The 18178-nt window shown below is 66.2% G+C and carries 22 protein-coding genes and 1 tRNA gene; 14 read left to right on the forward strand and 9 right to left on the reverse strand.

Annotated elements, in window-relative coordinates:
* Positions 1 to 10: 10 nt before the first annotated feature.
* On the reverse strand, positions 11 to 364 hold the full coding sequence (gene uraH, locus WBG56_RS01905) for a hydroxyisourate hydrolase (protein ID WP_424264854.1): 354 nt from the start codon (positions 362 to 364) through the stop codon (positions 11 to 13).
* A 266-nt stretch (positions 365 to 630) separates the two neighbouring features.
* Between uraH and WBG56_RS01910 the strand changes: the two genes are divergently transcribed.
* The 6 genes from WBG56_RS01910 (at position 631) to yghU (ending at position 6161) form a co-directional block, all read left to right on the forward strand.
* Entirely contained in the window at positions 631 to 1389 is a 759-nt protein-coding gene (locus WBG56_RS01910; RefSeq protein WP_424264855.1) for a GntR family transcriptional regulator, read from the forward strand.
* Between the two features lie 47 nt (positions 1390 to 1436).
* Positions 1437 to 2366: an allantoinase PuuE gene (puuE, locus tag WBG56_RS01915; protein ID WP_424264856.1), complete on the forward strand. Its 930-nt coding sequence runs from the start codon at positions 1437 to 1439 to the stop codon at positions 2364 to 2366.
* A gap of 178 nt (positions 2367 to 2544) precedes the next feature.
* Complete coding sequence (gene alc / locus WBG56_RS01920; RefSeq protein ID WP_424264944.1) at positions 2545 to 3552, forward strand: allantoicase; 1008 nt, start codon at positions 2545 to 2547, stop codon at positions 3550 to 3552.
* Between the two features lie 77 nt (positions 3553 to 3629).
* Complete coding sequence (locus WBG56_RS01925; RefSeq protein ID WP_424264857.1) at positions 3630 to 4883, forward strand: M20/M25/M40 family metallo-hydrolase; 1254 nt, start codon at positions 3630 to 3632, stop codon at positions 4881 to 4883.
* 117 nt (positions 4884 to 5000) lie between these two features.
* Positions 5001 to 5219: a SlyX family protein gene (locus tag WBG56_RS01930; protein WP_424264858.1), complete on the forward strand. Its 219-nt coding sequence runs from the start codon at positions 5001 to 5003 to the stop codon at positions 5217 to 5219.
* Positions 5220 to 5312: 93 nt separating this feature from the next.
* Positions 5313 to 6161 carry a glutathione-dependent disulfide-bond oxidoreductase gene (gene yghU, locus WBG56_RS01935; RefSeq protein WP_424264859.1) on the forward strand — a complete coding sequence of 283 codons (849 nt, stop codon included), beginning with the start codon at positions 5313 to 5315 and terminating at the stop codon, positions 6159 to 6161.
* A 51-nt stretch (positions 6162 to 6212) separates the two neighbouring features.
* On the opposite strand, the gene WBG56_RS01940 is transcribed toward yghU, so the two are convergent.
* Positions 6213 to 7430 (reverse strand): MFS transporter, encoded by a 1218-nt coding sequence (locus tag WBG56_RS01940; RefSeq protein ID WP_424264860.1) that lies wholly within the window; start codon positions 7428 to 7430, stop codon positions 6213 to 6215.
* A 159-nt stretch (positions 7431 to 7589) separates the two neighbouring features.
* Between WBG56_RS01940 and WBG56_RS01945 the strand changes: the two genes are divergently transcribed.
* From WBG56_RS01945 to WBG56_RS01960, 4 genes are all read left to right on the forward strand, one after another.
* Positions 7590 to 8489, forward strand: coding sequence for a carbohydrate kinase family protein (locus WBG56_RS01945; RefSeq protein WP_424264861.1), 900 nt, complete (start codon positions 7590 to 7592; stop codon positions 8487 to 8489).
* A 183-nt stretch (positions 8490 to 8672) separates the two neighbouring features.
* On the forward strand, positions 8673 to 9614 hold the full coding sequence (locus WBG56_RS01950) for a sulfurtransferase (protein WP_424264862.1): 942 nt from the start codon (positions 8673 to 8675) through the stop codon (positions 9612 to 9614).
* An 18-nt stretch (positions 9615 to 9632) separates the two neighbouring features.
* The gene (locus tag WBG56_RS01955) at positions 9633 to 10712 is read left to right on the forward strand and encodes a YeeE/YedE thiosulfate transporter family protein (protein WP_424264945.1); all 1080 of its coding nucleotides are present in this window, start codon (positions 9633 to 9635) and stop codon (positions 10710 to 10712) included.
* 71 nt (positions 10713 to 10783) lie between these two features.
* Entirely contained in the window at positions 10784 to 10948 is a 165-nt protein-coding gene (locus WBG56_RS01960) for a hypothetical protein (protein ID WP_424264863.1), read from the forward strand.
* 61 nt (positions 10949 to 11009) lie between these two features.
* Here WBG56_RS01960 and WBG56_RS01965 read toward each other — a convergent pair whose 3' ends face one another.
* The gene (locus tag WBG56_RS01965; RefSeq protein ID WP_424264864.1) at positions 11010 to 11873 is read right to left on the reverse strand and encodes an MBL fold metallo-hydrolase; all 864 of its coding nucleotides are present in this window, start codon (positions 11871 to 11873) and stop codon (positions 11010 to 11012) included.
* Positions 11874 to 12027: 154 nt separating this feature from the next.
* Here WBG56_RS01965 and WBG56_RS01970 point away from each other — a divergent pair, with 154 nt between their 5' ends.
* From WBG56_RS01970 to WBG56_RS01980, 3 genes are read left to right on the forward strand one after another with little or no spacing between them, the layout of a single operon-like run.
* The gene (locus tag WBG56_RS01970) at positions 12028 to 12354 is read left to right on the forward strand and encodes a metalloregulator ArsR/SmtB family transcription factor (RefSeq protein WP_424264865.1); all 327 of its coding nucleotides are present in this window, start codon (positions 12028 to 12030) and stop codon (positions 12352 to 12354) included.
* Positions 12347 to 12778 carry a YeeE/YedE family protein gene (locus WBG56_RS01975; RefSeq protein ID WP_424264866.1) on the forward strand — a complete coding sequence of 144 codons (432 nt, stop codon included), beginning with the start codon at positions 12347 to 12349 and terminating at the stop codon, positions 12776 to 12778. Before WBG56_RS01970 ends, WBG56_RS01975 begins: the two co-directional genes overlap by 8 nt.
* Before the next feature lie 10 nt (positions 12779 to 12788).
* Entirely contained in the window at positions 12789 to 13205 is a 417-nt protein-coding gene (locus WBG56_RS01980) for a DUF6691 family protein (RefSeq protein WP_424264867.1), read from the forward strand.
* Here the strand turns inward: WBG56_RS01980 and WBG56_RS01985 are convergent.
* Both WBG56_RS01985 and WBG56_RS01990 read right to left on the reverse strand, forming a co-directional pair.
* The gene (locus tag WBG56_RS01985) at positions 13178 to 13768 is read right to left on the reverse strand and encodes a cytochrome b (protein WP_424264868.1); all 591 of its coding nucleotides are present in this window, start codon (positions 13766 to 13768) and stop codon (positions 13178 to 13180) included. The two genes, WBG56_RS01980 and WBG56_RS01985, sit on opposite strands and share 28 nt — an antisense overlap.
* A 206-nt stretch (positions 13769 to 13974) precedes the next feature.
* A tRNA-Thr gene (locus WBG56_RS01990) sits at positions 13975 to 14050 on the reverse strand.
* A 97-nt stretch (positions 14051 to 14147) separates the two neighbouring features.
* Between WBG56_RS01990 and WBG56_RS01995 the strand changes: the two genes are divergently transcribed.
* Positions 14148 to 14516: an MAPEG family protein gene (locus WBG56_RS01995; protein ID WP_424264869.1), complete on the forward strand. Its 369-nt coding sequence runs from the start codon at positions 14148 to 14150 to the stop codon at positions 14514 to 14516.
* Between the two features lie 55 nt (positions 14517 to 14571).
* On the opposite strand, the gene WBG56_RS02000 is transcribed toward WBG56_RS01995, so the two are convergent.
* The 4 genes from WBG56_RS02000 to WBG56_RS02015 form a co-directional block, all read right to left on the reverse strand.
* Positions 14572 to 15690, reverse strand: a complete 1119-nt coding sequence (locus tag WBG56_RS02000; RefSeq protein WP_424264870.1) for an AI-2E family transporter — start codon at positions 15688 to 15690, stop codon at positions 14572 to 14574.
* A gap of 22 nt (positions 15691 to 15712) precedes the next feature.
* Positions 15713 to 16942 (reverse strand): DUF3422 domain-containing protein, encoded by a 1230-nt coding sequence (locus tag WBG56_RS02005; protein WP_424264871.1) that lies wholly within the window; start codon positions 16940 to 16942, stop codon positions 15713 to 15715.
* Positions 16943 to 17058: 116 nt separating this feature from the next.
* Complete coding sequence (locus WBG56_RS02010) at positions 17059 to 17289, reverse strand: hypothetical protein (protein WP_424264872.1); 231 nt, start codon at positions 17287 to 17289, stop codon at positions 17059 to 17061.
* 250 nt (positions 17290 to 17539) lie between these two features.
* Complete coding sequence (locus tag WBG56_RS02015) at positions 17540 to 18085, reverse strand: DUF488 family protein (RefSeq protein WP_424264873.1); 546 nt, start codon at positions 18083 to 18085, stop codon at positions 17540 to 17542.
* Positions 18086 to 18178 lie beyond the last annotated feature (93 nt).

Consider the following 18178-nt stretch of genomic DNA (forward strand, 5'->3'; position numbering starts at 1 on the left):
TGGGCAGCGCTTAGCTGCCGCGATAGGTGGACCAGGTCCAGGGCGTCACGACCAGCGGCACGTGATAGTTCTGTTCCGGGTGGGCGATGCCGAAGCGCAGCACCACCACGTCCACGAAACGCGGTTCGGGCAGATCCACGCCCTGGGCCGCGAAGTAATCCCCCGCATGGAAGGCCAGCTCGTAGGTGCCTTTGACCAGGGCGTCGCCGCTGAGCAAAGGCGCGTCACAGCGGCCATCGTGATTGGTGGCCGTTTGTGTGAGCAGGGTACGGGTTTCGCCGTCCAGGCGATAGAGTTCCAGGGCGACGCCCTGAGCCGGCACACCGTGTACGGTGTCCAGGACATGGGTGGAAAGTTTTCCCATGAGATTGATCCCCGGTCAGTATCCTGCCAGTGGGCCCCCGGTATGGCCGTCCCGATACCCGGTATCGGTTCGCGAGGCGACCGCATGGGAACGGAAAGCCTCGGGGCAGGATGGTTTGCGTCGGCGCCGGCAGGAGCTGTGAAGAAGACCCGGACGGGCATCCGACATATTGTCAACAATTTGTGTTGACGATTCTCGCGTGATCCACAATAATTGTCAACAATTTTTGTTGATGATGCTTCGACCTCTCGGGGTCGCATGTACCGATGCTCCAGTTGAAATCACCGCGTGGCGTTTCGCCGGACTTGAAGGCCCCCCGGGCCTCTTCCCTGCGCAACCCCAAGACCGCCAGCAATCCGTCCGAAGTCGATCGCGTCTATGGCGAAATTTTCGATGCCGCCATGGACCGCCGCCTGCTGCCCGGCGCCAAGCTGACCGAGGCCGCGCTGTGTTCGATCTTCGACTGCTCGCGCAGCACCGTGCGGGCGGCCCTGGCGCAGCTGGCCTATGACAAGGTCGTGCTGATCGAACCCAATCGCGGGGCGCGGGTCTGGCAGGCGACGCCCAAGGAAGTGCGCGATGTCTTCGCCATGCGCCGCGCCCTGGAGGGCATCACCATCGACCAACTGGTCGGCCTGGCCGATGTCGATCGACGCCTGGCGCCGCTGGACGATATGGTGGCCCGGGAACAACAGGCCTACGAACAGGGCGACCGGATCAGCTGGATCCGCTTGTCCAACGCCTTTCACGTCGAACTGGCCCGCCTGCTGGACAACCAGGTGCTGACGGACATGCTATCGGGCCTGTGCGCTCGTACGACGCTGATCATCGCCCTGGGCGGCAGCCCCGAAGGCAGCGCCTGCTCCTATGTGGAGCATCGGGACATTCTGGATCACATCCGGCGGCGCGATGCGCAGGGCGCAAAGGCGGCCATGGATCACCATTTGCAGGACTGCGAACAGCGGATGGAGGCGCCGCCGGAAGACGCCGCCGATCCCTGGTCGGCTTTCGGTGTGCGGCGCTGACGCTTGCGGGCGTCCATCGCCGACATTCATTCATCAGGAGACTCTTCATGACAGACCCCCGTTATCCGCGCGACCTCATCGGTTATGGCCGTACGCCGCCGCAGGCCAATTGGCCCGGACAGGCCCGCGTGGCCGTGCAGTTCGTCATGAACTACGAGGAAGGCGGTGAGAACTGCGTGCTGAACGGCGATGCCGGTTCCGAGCAGTTCCTGTCGGAAATCATCGGCGCCGCGGCCTATCCGGCCCGTCACCTGTCGATGGAATCGATCTATGAATACGGTTCCCGGGCCGGCGTCTGGCGCATCCTGCGGGAATTCGAACGCCGCGGTCTGCCGCTGACGGTGTTTGGCGTGGGGATGGCGCTGGAACGCAACCCCGACGCGGCCCGCGCTTTCGTCGAACTGGGCCACGAGGTCGCCTGCCACGGCTATCGCTGGATTCACTACCAGGACGTGCCGGAATCGGTCGAGCGCGAGCATTTCCAGCGTTGCGTGGAGATCGTCACCCGGCTGCTGGGTCGCCACCCCGAGGGCTGGTATACCGGCCGCGACAGCCCCAACACGCTGCGCATCGTCGCCGAGGAAGGCAAGTTCCTCTATGACTCCGACTACTATGGCGATGACCTGCCGTTCTGGACCGAAGTGGACCTGGGCAATGGCAAGACACATCCCCAGTTGATCGTGCCCTATACCCTGGACACGAACGATATGCGCTTCGCCTCGCCGCAGGGTTTCAATACGGGCGACCATTTCTTCCACTACCTGCGCGATGCCTTCGACGTGCTGTACGCCGAAGGCGAAACCGCGCCCAAGATGATGTCCGTCGGCCTGCATTGCCGCCTGACCGGCCGTCCGGCCCGCTTCGCGGGTCTGCAGCGTTTCCTGGATCACATCCAGAAGCACGACCGGGTCTGGATCGCCACCCGCGCCGACATCGCCCGCCATTGGGTCAAGGAACATCCCTTCAAGGCGGCCTGATCCGCAGCCGGGCCGGCGGTCGCGTACCGCCAGCCCGGTGTCCTGCGCGTCAGGACTGCTTTTCCCGCCGGGCATGGCGCCCGGCGCCTTACCATCCGGGCCGCGGCCCGGATGGGTTCATTCTGAATCTCTGGAGCGTATAACCATGGCTTCTTCCAATCTGCCCGTCGGTACCGTGATCGACGCCCCCGCCGTCGATTTGCCGGCATTCGCCACCCGTCACCCGAACCTGGCCAGCGAAAAGCTGGGCGCGAAGGTCGTTTCCTGCACGGATGAGTTCTTTGCCGGCGCTTCGCGCATGCTGCAGGATTCCGAACCGGTGTTCATCGTCGGCAAATTCGATGATCACGGCAAGTGGATGGACGGCTGGGAAACCCAGCGCCGGCGCAATGGCGGCAACGATACCGCCATCGTCAAACTGGGCCTGCCCGGTACGATCCGGGGCCTGGACATCAACACCAGCCACTTCACCGGCAATTTCCCGCCGGCGGCGTCCGTGCAGGTGGCCTACTGCGACGGCGAGCCCGGCGATGCCACCGAATGGGTGGAAATCGTCCCGGCCAAATCGCTGCAGGGCCATTCCCACCACTTCGTGGAAATCGCGGATGATCGCGTCTGGACGCACCTGCGCCTGAACATCTTCCCGGACGGCGGCGTGGCCCGCCTGCGCGTATATGGCCAGCCGGCCTGCGACTGGGATAAAAAAGACCCCGACACTCTGTATGAAGTGTCGGCGCTGGCCAGCGGCGGGCGCATCGTGGCCTACAACGATTCGCACTTCGGCTCGCCCATGCCGCTGCTGGCCCCCGGCCGCGGCGTCAACATGGGCGATGGCTGGGAAACCCGCCGCCGCCGCGAACCCGGCAATGACTGGGTCATCATCGAGCTGGGCCACCCCGTCACGGTCGAGAAGATCGAGATCGATACCGCTCACTTCAAGGGCAACTATCCCGACCGCGTCTCGGTGCAAGGCGCCCTGGTCAAGGAGTCCACCGATCAGTCGCTGGTCACTCAGGCCATGTTCTGGCCTACGGTGCTGGGCGAACAGAAGACCGAGATGGACAAGCAGCATTTCTACGAAGGCGCGGCTTTGCAATCCGCAGGCCCGGTGTCGCACGTGCGGGTGAACATGTTCCCCGATGGCGGCATCAGCCGCGTGCGCATCTGGGGCCGTCTGGCCCGCTGATCCAAAGCTGTTTGGCCGATGTCCGGCCGTTGATCGAAACAGGCGCCTGTGGGCGCCTGTTTTTCAGGAGACCATGAATGACTACGACTTCATCCGCGGATCCCACGTTGACCGCCCGCCTGCATGCCTGGGTGGATGAGCATTTCGACGAGCAGGTGGCCTTGCTGCAGCGCCTGGTGGGCATCCCCACGGACACGCCGCCAGGCGATACCGCCCCGCATGCCCAAGCCGTCGCCGCCGTGCTGGAGGGCTGGGGCTGGCAGGTGGAGCGCCATGCGGTGCCTGATGATGAAATGCAGGCATACGGCATGCGCAGCATCACCAATCTGATCGCGCGCCGCGTCTATGCGCCGGGCGGTCCGGTGATCGCCCTGAACGCCCATGGCGACGTGGTGCCCCCGGGCGATGGCTGGACGCACGATCCCTATGGCGGCGAGGTGGCGGACGGTCGCTTGTATGGCCGCGCGTCGGCCGTGTCCAAGAGCGACTTCACGACCTATCTGCATGCCGTGCGGGCGCTGGAAGCCAGCGGCGCGCCCTTGAAGGGCGGCGTGGAGCTGCACTTCACCTATGACGAGGAATTCGGCGGCCTGAAAGGGCCGGGCTGGTTGCTGGAACATGGCCTGAGCAAGCCGGATTACGCGGTCTGCGCCAGCTTCAGCTATGCGGTGGTGACGGCCCATAACGGCTGTCTGCAGTTCGAGGTCACGGTCAACGGCAAGGCCACGCACGGTTCGGCGCCCAAGACCGGGCACGATGCGCTACGGGCGGCCAGCCGCATCCTGGACGAGATCTATCGCCAGGCGGATGCCCTGGACGACATCCATTCCGCCATCGATGGCATCACGAACCCGACCATGATCGTGGGCCGCGTCGAAGGCGGCACCAACACCAACGTGGTGCCGGGGCAGGTGGTGCTGAAGATGGACCGCCGCCTGATTCCCGAAGAGGATCCCGAGCAGGTCGAAGCCCAGGTGCGGCAGTTCATCCAGACGGCAGTCGAGGGCCTGCCCGGCATCACGGTGTCCATCCGCCGCCTGCTGCTGGCCCGCGCCCTGCGCCCTCTGCCCGGCCATGAGAAACTGGTCGCCAGCCTGCAGGCGCACGCGCGCGGCGTGTTCGGCGAGGACATCCCCGCCGTCGGCACACCGTTGTATGCCGATGCGCGCCTGTATGCCGAACACGGCATCCCCACCGTCATGTACGGCGCCGGGCCGCGCACGGTGCTGGAATCCCGCGCCAAACAGGCGGACGAGCATGTGATGCTCAGCGATCTCAAGGGCGCCACGCAGGTGGTGGCCGGCCTGCTGGCGGATTTCCTGACCGTGTGAGCGGCATCGTCCTGGGCGCTCCGTCCGGTTGGCGCCAACCGGGGGGCGCGGCCAGGGGATGGCGCGGGGCGTCCCGGCAGCCTGTGCTGTAATAGAGGCTTGTCGGGAGTTGCACGCATGGATGAACACACCGCGCTGGAAGCGCGTATTGTGGAATTGGAGCTGAAGGCCACCTATGCCGATGATCTGCTGGATCATCTGAACCAGCTTGTGTTCCGTCAACAGCAGCAGATCGAGGGCCTGGCTCGTGAACTGGCGGCCCTGCGTCAGCAGCAGGGGCCCGACGGGCCGTCCGGCGCGCGCAGTCTGCTGGACGAGCGCCCGCCCCATTATTGATGATCGCCCTCGTGCGCGGCCGGGTCTTCGCCGGGCTGCCGCCGTGGGGTTTTGCGCCGGCGCCGCCGGCCAGCCAAGAGGAGTCCGTGCATCATGAATCAGCCGTCCGATTACGTCCCTCCCAAGACCTGGGTCTGGGAAAAACCCAGCGGCGGGCGCTTTGCCAGCATCAATCGTCCCGTGTCGGGGCCGACGCATGAACGGGAACTGCCGGTGGGGCGACACCCCTTGCAGCTGTATTCCCAGGGTACGCCCAATGGCATCAAGGTCACGATCATGCTGGAAGAACTGCTGGCGGCCGGCCATGCGGGGGCCGAATACGACGCCTGGCTGATCCAGATCGGCGAAGGCGATCAGTTCGGCAGCGGTTTCGTCTCGGTGAATCCGAATTCCAAGATCCCCGCCCTGATGGACCGCAGCGGGGCGACCCCTATCCGGGTATTCGAATCCGGCGCCATCCTGCTGCACCTGGCGGAAAAATTCGGCGCCTTCTTGCCGGCGGATCCGGCGGGCCGGGCGGAATGTCTGTCCTGGCTCTTCTGGCAGGTGGGCAGCGCGCCCTATCTGGGCGGCGGCCTGGGGCATTTCTATGCCTATGCGCCGTTCAAGATCGAGTACGCGATCGACCGCTTCGCCATGGAAGCCAAGCGTCAATTGGACGTGCTGGATCAGCGCCTGGCCCAGCACGAATTCATCGTCGGGGATCAGTACACCATCGCCGACATGGCCATCTGGCCCTGGTATGGCAGGCTGGTCCAGGGGCATCTCTATGGGGTCGCTGAATTCCTGTCGGCGCAGGACTATCGCCATCTGCTGCGCTGGGCGCATCAGGTGGACGAACGCGCGGCCGTGCAGCGGGGCCAGCGGGTCAACCGCACGGCCGAAGGTTGCCTGCGCGAACGCCACGCCGCGTCGGATTTCGACGGGCTGGTCCAGGGCTAGGTTCCGCATGCCCGCAGGCTGCAGCCCGCTCGTGCAGCCGGGGGCCGTTGCTCAGCGGGCCGCCAGTGCCGGGGCCTGGCGGGCGGCCCGGCGCCGGTCCACGGCGACGGACACCATCAGGATGGCAAAACCGCCCAATGCCAGCCCGGTGCCTACCCAGCCGGGCGAGGTCCAGCCGTAGCCGCCGGCGATGGCCATGCCGCCCAGCAGAGGCCCCAGGGCGTTGGCGAAATTGAAGGCGGAATGGTTCAGGGCTGCGGCTAGCCCCTGCGCATGCCGCGCGATGTCCATCAGCCGGGTTTGCAGCACGGTGCCCAGCGCCCCGCCGAAGCCGATAAAAAATACACACAGGGAAATCGACCAGACGTGGCCGGCGGCCAGGGGAAACAGCGCCGTCATCGCGGCGCTCCACAGCAGCAGGCCGGCTGCGGTCGGCAGCAAGGCTTTGTCCGCCAGCCAGGGAATCAGGATGTTGCCCACGGTCAGGCCCACCCCGAACACGCCCAGCACCAGCGGCACCACTTCCGGCGAAACCCGGGTGACTTCCAGCAGGATATCGGCCAGATAGGTGTAGACGGCGAACATGCCGCCAAAGCCGATGGCGCCCACGGCCAGCGTCAGCCAGACCTGCAGATGCTTTAGCGCGCCGAGTTCGCGCAAGGGGCTGGCGCCGGGTTCGGGCGGGCTGTGGGGTGCCAGCCTGGCCACCAGGATCATGGTCAGCAGCCCAGACAGCGCCACCAGGCCGAAGCCCCAGCGCCAGGACAGGGCGTGGCCCAGCCAGTTGGCGAACGGCACCCCGATGATGGTGGCGACCGTCAAGCCCAGGAACATGCGGCCGACGGCCTGGTTGCGCCGGCCGTGCGGCACCAGCGATACCGCCACCAGGGACCCGATGCCGAAATAGGCGCCGTGAGGCAGACCGCTGAGAAATCGCAGCACCAGCAGCGATTCGTAGTTCGGCGCGAAGGCGCACAGCGCGTTGAACAGGGCGAACAGGCCCATCAGGCCGATCAGCAGCGTGCGCCGCGCCATGCGGGCCGCCAGCACGGTCAAGAGCGGCGCGCCCACCACCACGCCCAGGGCATAGGCGCTGATGACATGTCCGGCCGTGGGCGCGTCGATGCCCAGGTCCTGCGCGAAATAAGGCAGCAGGCTCATGGTGGCGAATTCGGTGGTGCCGATGGCGAAGGCGCCGATGGCCAGCGCGAGGATCACCAATCCCGCCGAGGCGGGCGCCCGCGGGCGGCGTGGGGAAGCTTGGGGCATGGAAAGAGAGAGGGCGATTCTTCAGGTGAGTAGTGTACTTCATCAGGGAAAACCCTGATTCGAGGCGATGAGGCTGCACCGCGCGCCGGAAGCATTGTCTTGTCCCGCCCGTCTGGATTAGTCTTTCGGTTTCCCGTCTTCCCGAGAACCTTCCTGATCATGCAATTCACCACCATAGGCGCCGCGATCGTCGACATCGTCGTCTCCACTGTCCAGCCGATGCGGGGGGCCAAGCAGGACGTGGACCATATCGGCCTGTACGCCGGGGGCGGGGCGGTCAATGCCGCCCTGAACGTGGCGGCGCGCGGCGCCCGGGTCACGGTCCATGCCTGCGTGGGCCGCGATCTGGAAGGCGGGCTGATCCGCGACCTGCTGCAGCGCCACGGGATACGCGCCGCCATTCCCGACCATCGGCTGCCCACGGGCAAGGCCGTGGTCATGGTGGATGATTCGGGGGCAGCGCGGGCCTATGCGCAGCGCGGCGCCAGCGCCTGGGTGGGCGAGCAGGGCTTTGCCGGCCTGCAGCAGGCGGACGTCGTGTATGTGACCGGCCTGTCGCTGGAATCCCAGACCTGGCTGCAAGAGGCCCTGGGGGCCATGGCATCGCGGCCTTTTCGTCTGGTCGTGACCCCGGGGGCGCGCCAGTTGTCCGACCCGACCGCCCTGCATGGCGTGTGGGATCAGGCTGATCTGCTGTGCGTCAACGCCCGCGAGGCCGCGAAGCTGGTCGGGGACGACACCTTGCAGACGGATGCGCCGCCGCCCGACGTGGCGCAGGCCCTGGCCCGCCGGCTGGTGCGCCGGCCCGGCCAGGCCATCCTGGTGACGTTGGGGGCAGGGGGATCCCTGTTCTTCGACGGCGACCAGGGGCATTTCCATGCAGCCCGCCAGGTGGCGGCGACGTCCACTATCGGAGCGGGCGATGCCTTTGCCTCGGCCTTCGTGCATGCCTGGGCGGATGGGGCGGAGCCCCAGGCCGCGCTGGCCGCCGCGACGGACAGCGCCGCGCAGATCATCCAGGTGATTCCGGCCAATCAGGCGGGGCCGCTGCGGGCTTAGGCGCCGGTGCCTAAGCGAACCGAGCCCGCTGTCCGCCGTGTCGTGGCCATGTCGAGGTCGGCCGGGGGAACGGGGGCGTTTGGACGCTGTTCTATATAACCACAGGTTTTATAAGTATCCCCAGCCGGCAGATCGGATCTGGGACAATGAGCACCTGATTTCCTCACTTTCACGGTTTCCGTCATGAAGATCCTGTCTGCTTTTTTCGGTGGGGCGGCTTTGGCCCTGGCTGCGACGTCCAGCGCCTGGGCGGCCCAGCCGCTGCTGACGCCGGCTGAACTCGATGCCCTGCATCAGCAGCCTGCGGTGCGCGTCATCGATATCCGGCCGGCGGATGTCTATGCGGCGGGCCATATTCCCGGCGCGGTGTCGGCGCCTTACGCGCAATGGCGCGGTCCGGCGAACAACCCTGGCCAGGTGCCGCCCATCGACCGCCTGGAGCAGCAGGTGCGCGCCTTGGGGGTGGACCAGAACGTGCATGCCGTGGTGGTGTCGTCCGGCGCCGATGGCACGGACTTCGGCGCCTCCGCCCGGGTTTACTGGACGCTGAAATATCTGGGCCTGAAAGAACTGTCCATCCTGAATGGCGGCGAAAAGGCCTGGGCGGCCGCCGGCCTGCCGCAGGATCAGACGGCGCCGACCGTCGCGGCCAGCGCTTTCAAGGCGCATCCCGATGATTCGATCCTGGCAACCACCGCGCAGGTGGCTGCCCAGGTCGGCAATTCCCAGACCAAACTGGTGGACGCCCGGCCGCTGGATTTCTACCTGGGCAAGGTCAAGGCGCCCACGGCCCAGGTGCCGGGCACGATCAAAGGCGCGGTCAGCCTGGAAAACAGCCGCTGGTTCCAGCCCGGCACCTCGATTTTCGTCGCGCCCGATCAGGCTCGCAAGATCGCCGCCGAACTCCTGCCCGGGGAACAGGCCGCTGAAACGATTTCCTTCTGCAATACCGGCCACTGGGCGGCGACCGACTGGTTCGCCCTGTCGGAAATCGTCGGTGTGAAAAACGTCCGGCTGTATCCGGAGTCCCTGGCGGAATGGTCGCAGGACGCTTCTCGTCCCATGGATAACGTGCCCGGACGCGGCAGCCAGATCCTGGACAAGGTCAAAGGGCTGTTCGGTTAAGCAGGTCGCCCATCCATGATGAAACGTCTTCCCCTGGCGGTGGCGATCACCGCCTTTCTGGTATTCCTGGCCTGGTCGGTCGCTTTGCGCCAGGCCTTGCTGTTTCTGGTGGGCATCGGCCTGGGGGCGGTGCTGGCGGGCGCGCGGTTCGGTTTCACCACCGGCTGGCGCAAGCTGATCGAGCAGCGCGACCCCTCGGGCGTGCTGGCGCAACTGGTGCTGCTGGCGATTGCGGCCGCCGTGTCCATTCCCCTGCTGGCCGCCTACCCGACGGATCTGGGCGCGGCGCTCGGCCCGCCCAGCGTCAGCCTGATCGTGGGCGCCTTCTTGTTCGGCGCCTGCATGCAGGTGGCCGACGGCTGCGGTTCGGGCACTCTGTACAAGGCCGGCCTGGGCATCCCCATGAACATGGCGATCCTGCCGCTGTTTGCCGTCGGCAGTTTCCTGGGCTCTGCCACGCTGGATCAATGGCTGTCGCTGGGCGCCCTGCCGCCTTATGGCCTGGTGGCGCATTTCGGCGCGCCCACGGCCTTGCTGCTGACGCTGGCGGGGCTGGCGCTGGTCGGCTGGGGCGTCACCCGCTGGACCGGGCGCGCAGCCCGTTGGTGGGATCGCAAATTGCTGGTGGGGGCGGTGCTGCTGGCCGTGCTGGCCGTGTTGAATCTGGTGATTGCGGGCCAGCCCTGGGGCATCGTCTATGGCTTTGGCCTGTGGGCCGCCAAGCTGGCCACAGCCGCCCACCTGTTCGATCCGGCCGCCAACGCCTTCTGGAGCGAACCCGTCAATACGGCGACGCTGACCCAGTCCGTGTTCCTGGACGTGACCTCCATCACCAATATCGGCATTCTGGCCGGGGCCCTGTGGATCGCCGCGGCCAAGCCGCGTTCTGCGGGACGGCCCATGACGGCCAGCCAGTGGATGATCGGGCTGGGGGCGGGGTTGTTGCTCGGCTATAGCTCCCGGCTGGCGTTCGGCTGCAACATCGGAGCCATGGTCAGCGGCATTTCCACCGGCAGCCTGCATGGCTGGATCTGGGTGCCCATGGCGTTTCTGGGGTCGCTGATCGGCGTGCGGGTGCGCCGCCGGTTTGCATTCTGAGCCGGAGGACAGGACATGACGAATACGACTTTATGGCCGCGCCGCGCCGCTGCGACCCGGAAGGTGGCCGCATGAATACCCGCTGGCTGGCCGTGGTCTTCTGGGTGCTGATGGTGGCGTTTTTCGCCTGGGATTGGGCGCACAGCGCCCCGGTCAATGTGCGCGCCGAGCCCCCGCTGATCGCGATGGGTTCCGGCGTGGCCCCCAGCGGCGGGCATTGCGCCTCGACGTTCTGACTTGCGACCGGTCGGGATCCGGGCGCTGCGCGCGGCCGGCGGAGTCGCGCCCCCACGCGGTCTACGGCAGTGCGTTGACCGGAATCTTCAGGTACGACACCCCGTTTTCTTCGATGGGCGGCAACCGGCCGGCGCGGATGTTCACTTGCAGCGCCGGCAGGATCAGCGCGGGCGCCGATAGCGTGGCGTCGCGCGCCTGGCGCAGCGCCACGAAGGCGTCTTCCGTGATCCCTTCTCGCACGTGAATGTTGTGCGCTTTCTGTTCGGCCACGCTGCTTTCCCAGGCGGCCGGCCGGGTGTCGGGCGGATAGTCGTGGCAGGCAAACAGCCGGGTGGCGTCCGGCAGGGCCAGGATCCGTCGGATGGACCGGTACAGGGTCCGCGCGTCGCCGCCGGGAAAGTCGGTGCGCGCCGTGCCCAGGTCAGGCATGAACAGCGTGTCGCCGGTGAAGACGACGTCTTGCACCCGGTAGGCCATGTCCGCCGGCGTGTGGCCGGGCACGAACATCGCCGTGACCGTGAGCGTGCCGATCCGGAAGGTGTCGCCATCGGTGAACAGATGGTCGAACTGGCTGCCGTCCGCCGGGAAATCGGCCTCCAGGTTGTACAAGGTTTTGAACACCCCCTGCACCTGGCGGATGGAGGCGCCGATCGCGACGCGGCCGCCCGCCTGCTGCCGTAAATAGGCGGCCGCCGACAGGTGGTCGGCGTGCGCGTGGGTTTCCAGAATCCATTGCACCGTCAGCCCCTGGCTTCGCACGTGGGCCAGGATGGCGTCGGCGGCGGCGGTGCGGGTGCGGCCGGATGCCGGATCGTAATCCAGCACGGGATCGATGATCGCCGCGTCGCGGCTGGCGGGGTCGGCCAGCACGTAGCTGATGGTGCCGGTGACGGGCTCGAAGAACGGCTGGATCTGTATCGGCATGATGGTTTCCCCCTTGCGTCGCATTCGGGCGGGCGCTGCGCCGGATGATCATTTCATCACGGAAAGCCTTCTATCCGCCAAACAATATATTGATTAATATTATATTTATTGATATAGTATAGTCAAGCTCATTTCCCGGATGATTTGAACACCTATGCCTGCCGATGTCCTGGATCCCGCCCGTCTGCGGGACGCCGCCGCCCTGGCAGTGGCGGATCTGAAGATTCTCGCCAACCCGGAACGCCTGCTGCTTTTGTGCCAATTGTCCCAGGGGGAGCGCAGCGTGGGCGAACTGGAAGCCCTGCTGGGCATCCATCAGCCGACCCTGTCCCAACAACTGGGGGTCTTGCGTTCCGAGGGGGTCGTGGCGACCCGCCGCAGCGGCAAGCAGATGTTCTACCGCGTCGACAGACCGCAATTGCTGCGGGCGCTGGCCGCGCTCTACACGATTTATTGCCCGACAGGAACCCATCATGATTGACTGGAATGCCTTCACGCCCGGGTCCGCCTTGATCGGTGGCCTGATGATCGGGGCCGCCGCCGCTGTGCTCATCCTGCTCAATGGCCGCATTGCGGGGATCAGCGGGGTGCTGGGCGGCCTGCTGCGGGCGGGCCCCGGGGACCGCGGCTGGCGGCTGGCCTTCATCGCCGGCTTGGTGGCCGCGCCGGTGTTGGCGCGTTGGGCGGGGCATGCCGTTCCGATCCGGATCGATGCGGGGGCCGGCACCCTGATCGTCGCCGGGCTGCTGGTGGGTCTGGGCACCCGGTACGCCGGCGGCTGCACCTCCGGGCACGGTGTCTGCGGCCTGTCGCGCCTGTCGCTGCGATCCCTGGCGGCTACGGTCTGCTTCATCGGAGCCGGCATGTTGACCGTGTTCGCGGCGCGGCACGTCCTGGGCTTGTAAGGATCACGTCATGGCAAAGTTCACGGCATTTCTATCGGGGCTGATCTTCGGCATCGGCCTGCTGGTGTCCGGCATGGCCGATCCGGCGAAAGTCCTGGGGTTCCTGGATGTCGCCGGGGCCTGGGACCCGTCCCTGGTCCTGGTCATGGGCGGGGCGGTCATGGCGGGTCTGGCGGCGTTCCGGCTGGCGGGCCGGCGCGCGACGACTTACCTGGGTTTGCCGCTGGCGCTGCCCGCTGCGCGCCAGGTGGATCGGCGTCTCGTCGGCGGCAGCCTGGTGTTCGGGGTCGGCTGGGGCCTGGTGGGCCTGTGCCCGGGCCCCGCCCTGGTCAATCTGGGCGCCGGGCAGTGGCAGGCCATCGTGTTCGTGGCCGCCATGCTGGCGGGCATGGGGATCTTTCAGTGGCTGGAAACATCCCGATCCTGAGCTGTCGGCCCGGCGGCGCCCGACCGTCGCCCGGGCAGCATGCGAACCAGCGTGTCGTCGCGCCATAGGTAGTGGTGCGCCAGGGCCGCGGCGGCGTGCAGGCCGATCAGGAAATAGCCGACGTTGCCGATGACTTCGTGGATGTCCTGCAGCGTGCGGCCCAGGGCTTTGTCCGCTCCGACCAGGGCGGGCCATTCCCAGCCGTAGAACGGCACGTGCTTGCCCTGCGCGCTCAGCGTCAGCCAGCCCAGCAGCGGCATCAGGATCAGAAAGAGGTACAGGGTGATGTGCATGGCGTGCGCCAGCCGGTGCTGCCAGGCCGGCATCGGCGGCGTGATGGGCGGAATCCGCGATGCGCCGCGGAGGGCCAGGCGGATGAATACCAGGCAGAACACCGTCAGTCCCAGCGTGGCGTGCCATGCCTTCATGGCGTCGTGCAGCGGATTGCTCTTGGGGACCAGGCCGCGCAGTTCGATCAGGGAGTAGATCCCGATCAGCAGGATCAGCGTCAGCCAATGCGCCGCCATCATGGGGCGGCTGTAGCGCTCATTCGATGGATTCATGATCCAGCCTTTGCGAGGCGACAGGGTAGAGGCATGGTACGCGGCGGCGGATGAACGGGATGTGAACGGGAAATACCGGGGCCCGGGCGGAGGCGCGACGCATGGCCCTGCGCGGTCGGGCGGTTGCTTGCCGCCCATCCCGGATCGACGGCGGCAAAAAAGCCCCAGGCGACGGATCGCGAAGGGCTTGATTGTGATGATGTTATTGGTGCCGGCTAGAGGAGTCGAACCCCCGACCTTCTCATTACGAATGAGCTGCTCTACCAACTGAGCTAAGCCGGCCATGGCGGTTATGGTGAATCGCCATCATCTGGTAAGGCCATACCCTACCAAAGCCAGCTATTATACATGGAATTTCCCCGACAAAAAGGTGCTTTCCATGGGTGTGATTCCGGGCCTCATGATCGCGGCGGCTGTGCTGCCTTATGTCGCCGCCATCGCGGCCAAGGCGGGCGGCAAGCGGTTCGACAACAACGATCCACGGCCCTGGCTGGCCGCCCAGCAGGGCTGGCGGGCGCGCGCCAATGCCGCGCAGACCAATCTGTTCGAGGGCTTGCCGTTCTTTTACGCAGCGGTGCTGTACGCCCTGTACGCGGACGTGCCGGTGGATCGCCTGGCCAGCCTGATGGGAATCTGGATCGTATTGCGGATCCTGTTCATCCTGGCCTATATCCTGGGTCGCGGGACCGTGCGATCCATCATCTGGGGCGCGGCGTTGCTCGTCAATGCGGCGATCATGCTGTCCTGAGACGGGCGGGGCGCGCGGCATCCCGGCAAGCCATCATGGGGAGGCCGTTCGTCTTTCAGTCCCGGTCCCGACCCGCAGGGCGGGCTGTCGGCGGGGCGTCGTCCGCCTGGCGGCTGTTCTGGATCATCGCCACCGCGTCGGGGAACAGATCCCAGCAGGACATGAACAGCGCGGCGAACAGCGGCCCGATCACAAAGCCGTTCAGGCCGAACACCGACAGGCCGCCCAGGGTGGAAATCAGCACCACGTAATCGGGCAGCTTGGTGTCCTTGCCGACCAGGACGGGGCGCAGCAGGTTGTCGATCAGGCCGATCACCAGCACCCCGAATATGGTCAGCGTGATGCCTTGCCACAAGGCCCCCGTCACCAGGAAATAGATGGCGACGGGCACCCAGATCAAGGATGCGCCCACGGCGGGCAGCAGGGATAGAAAGGCCATCAGCACGCCCCAGAACAGCGATCCCTGGATGCCCAGAAAGGTGAACATCAGGCCGCCCAGCAGGCCCTGGGTGGCGGCGATTACGATATTGCCTTTCACGGTGGCCCGCACCACCGTGGCGAATTTCTGGAAGAGCTTGTGCCGGTGGTCGTCCTGCAGCGGAATCAGGCGCTTGAGCGCCGGCACCATGGATGGGCCGTCGCGCAGCAGGAAAAACAGCAGGTACAGCATCACGCCCAGCCCGACCACGAACTGGAAGGTGTTCTGGCCGATGTTGACGGCCTGCTTGGCCAGGAACTGGCTGCCCTGCAGGGCGCCGGCCGACAGCTTTTCGCGGATGCTGAGCAGGTCGCCCACGCCAAAGGAGTCCAGCCAGCCGTGCACCCAGGGGGGCAGGGCGGCCACGACCTGCTCGTAGTATTGGCCCAGGTTCAACTGCCCGGTATTGATGCGCGTGTACAGGCCCGCGACCTCGTTGGCCAGGGCGCCGGCGATGAACAGCAGCGGCAGGATCACGATCAGCGTGATGCACAGCACCGTCAGGAAGGACGCCAGGCCGGGACGTTCGCCGCCCAGCAGGCGCAGCAGCCGCCGGTGCAGGGGATTGAAGATCACGGCCAGCACGCCGCCCCAGAAGATGGCGGCGTAGAACGGCAGCAGGATGCTGATGAACGCGATCGAGACGGCGGCCAGCAGCAACAGGAAACTGCGGAAATGGAGAGTGTTGGTGTGCATGGGTGTCGTGTGGACGGTTCGGTCAGTGCCGCCGGGCGTTGCGAATCCGGTAGGCGATGGCGCCGATGATGACGGCTGCGACCGGCATGCTGGTCAGCAGGGCGGCGTATGGCGACCAGTCGAAGCCCAATGTCAGGATCCCCTGGTACAGCAGCTTGAACAGGCTGAACAGATAATAGCTGATGGCGATGATGGACAGGCCCTCGACCGCCTTCTGGATCTTGATCTGGGTGTCGGCGCGGGTGCTCAGGCTTTGCAGGATCTGGCTGTTCTGCTCTTCCATTTCGACCTGAACCCGGGCTTGCAGCAAGTTGCCCAGGTGGGCCACAGCGCTGCCGATGCGGGTCAGGCGCTGGTCGGTGGATTCGCAGTAGCGCACGGTGGGGCGGAACCGCTGCGCGATGAACGTGCCCAGTTGCTGGCAGTCGCCGGTGCGGCTTTCGTGCAGCTCGGCGATGCGCTCGAAGACCAATTGGGCATAGGCTTCGGTGGCGCTGAAGCGCAGGCGGGTGCGGGCCCTCGTCTGGGTCACACGGGCCGATAGCTGCGTGATGCGTTTCAGCAGGGCGCGGATGTCGTCGGCGTCGGTGCGAGCGTTGTCGTCGGACAGCATCACCAGCTCGGCTTCGTACTGCCTCAGTTCGCCGCCCAGCGAGCGCGCGACCGGCAGGGTCAGCGATGCCATGAGGCGGTAGGTTTCGATCTCCAGCAGGCGGCGCACCATCCGGCCCAGGCGCCGGCCGTCCAGCTGGCGATTGAGCACCAGCATGCGGTTCAAGCCGTTGCCGTTCAGGCGCAGATCGCTCCAGACGGTGGCTTTGCCCTCATCCAGTTCGGAGCCCACCGGGTCATGAAAACCGTAGGATTCCAGACTGCCGCGCCAGGAAGATTCCGATTCCACGCAGACCTGATCGGCATTGATCAGCAGACCGCTGTGAGCTTCGGCGACTTCGGCCAATACGGAAGGCAGCGCCGGCCAGGGGCTGGTCCGGGTGCCGGGGCTGACCAGGGTGAGCGTCAGGAATTCGGTGTGCCGTTCCCATTTCAGGTGAGCGTCTCCGACCGGGAATTCCCCTTGGGGCAGGCCTGGGTCGGCCAGCGCCACGTGCCGGTCGCACAAAGTCTGGATGATGGTCTGGGCCGCATCGTCCTCGTCCAGGAAGGCCAGGTGGAACACCTGGGCGGGCGCGTCGAAATACATCGAGGGGCGCGCGTGGAGCTCGTTGTGCAGGGCGTTGCGGTGCAGATGCATGCGGCCTCGGTCGGGGGGCGGGTCGGTAGAGGTCCAGTGTATCCAAAAACCGCATGAAAAACGCCGCAGCGGATGGCTGCGGCGTTGAATATGGCTGATCAGGGCGTAGTGATGTTTCAGGCCCCGGTTTTTGTGGGCATCGTGTGCTTCTTGGCGGATGTGTGGGCTTTCTTGGCCTTGTGCTGAGCCTTGGCTTTATGGGCCGGGGCATGTTTCGCAGTCGCCGGGGCCGTGGCCTGGGCAGGAGCGCCCGTGGTAGTGGCAGCGAAAACAGGCGCGGCCGTGGCGAGGCCAAGAGCGGCCACTGAGCAGGCCGTCAGGTAGGCAATGCGGGAACGTGTCGTCATGACATCAACTCCAGAGAGTGCTCGGGCGCACCTTGCGTCCGGGCAGGCAGATCGATCCACCTGTTGCTCAGATCGTGGCCCGTCGAAATGGTTCGACGGCGACATGAAGAATTACCATGTTGACGGCTGGCTGAACGGGGGCCTGCGGCAGGCCGGAGAAGAAGGTCGTCAAGACGGGCTCTGTGCGCCTGAGGCCGGGGTGCCGTCAAGCCGGGCTGCGCGCGCCCGGGCCGGCGCAGCGGCAGCCTCTTCAGTCGGCGGCCTGTCCGGAGGGGGGATACAGGACGTTGCCGTTTTCCTGGATGACCGCCCCGCGCGTCAGACTGGCCTCGTCCACGTGGTCCGGCCCCATGATGTGAAAGACCGGGATTCCCCGGGCGATCAGATAATCGCTGACGATGCGCCGGTGGCAGCGCCACCAGACCGCTTCCGAACACATGATGGCGCAGCGCTGCGTCTGCGCTCGTGCCAGCAGCGTCTCGAGCCCCTGGCGGAATTCGTCCGTCAGGGCATAGTCCGCGTAGTGGTGGAAGCTGTCGTTCTCCCAGAAACCATTGACCTCCGGCTGGATGGTTTTCGATTTGCCGCGCAGGCCGCCCAGGGCAGCCAGATGTTCGTAATCGATGCCGTGGGGCGCCAGCGAATCGGGCAGCGTGTCGCGGTTGAATTGCGGGTTGGTGCGCGAACGCGGCACCGTGCGGATGTCCACCAGTCGTTCGATCCCCGAAGCCTGCAGCAGCGCCGTGAAGGCGGGCAGGTCGTGCGTGGAATGGCCGATGGTATAGATCGTCGACATGCCTCTGTCCTGGAATCCGATCTACCCATAGTAGTCCTCCGCCGTCGGGATCGGCGCGGCGGGTGGCGGGCGCCCGCGCGCGGCCGGCCGGCT

The organism is Castellaniella sp. (genome assembly GCF_049671645.1).
Classification (GTDB): Bacteria; Pseudomonadota; Gammaproteobacteria; order Burkholderiales; family Burkholderiaceae_B; genus Castellaniella.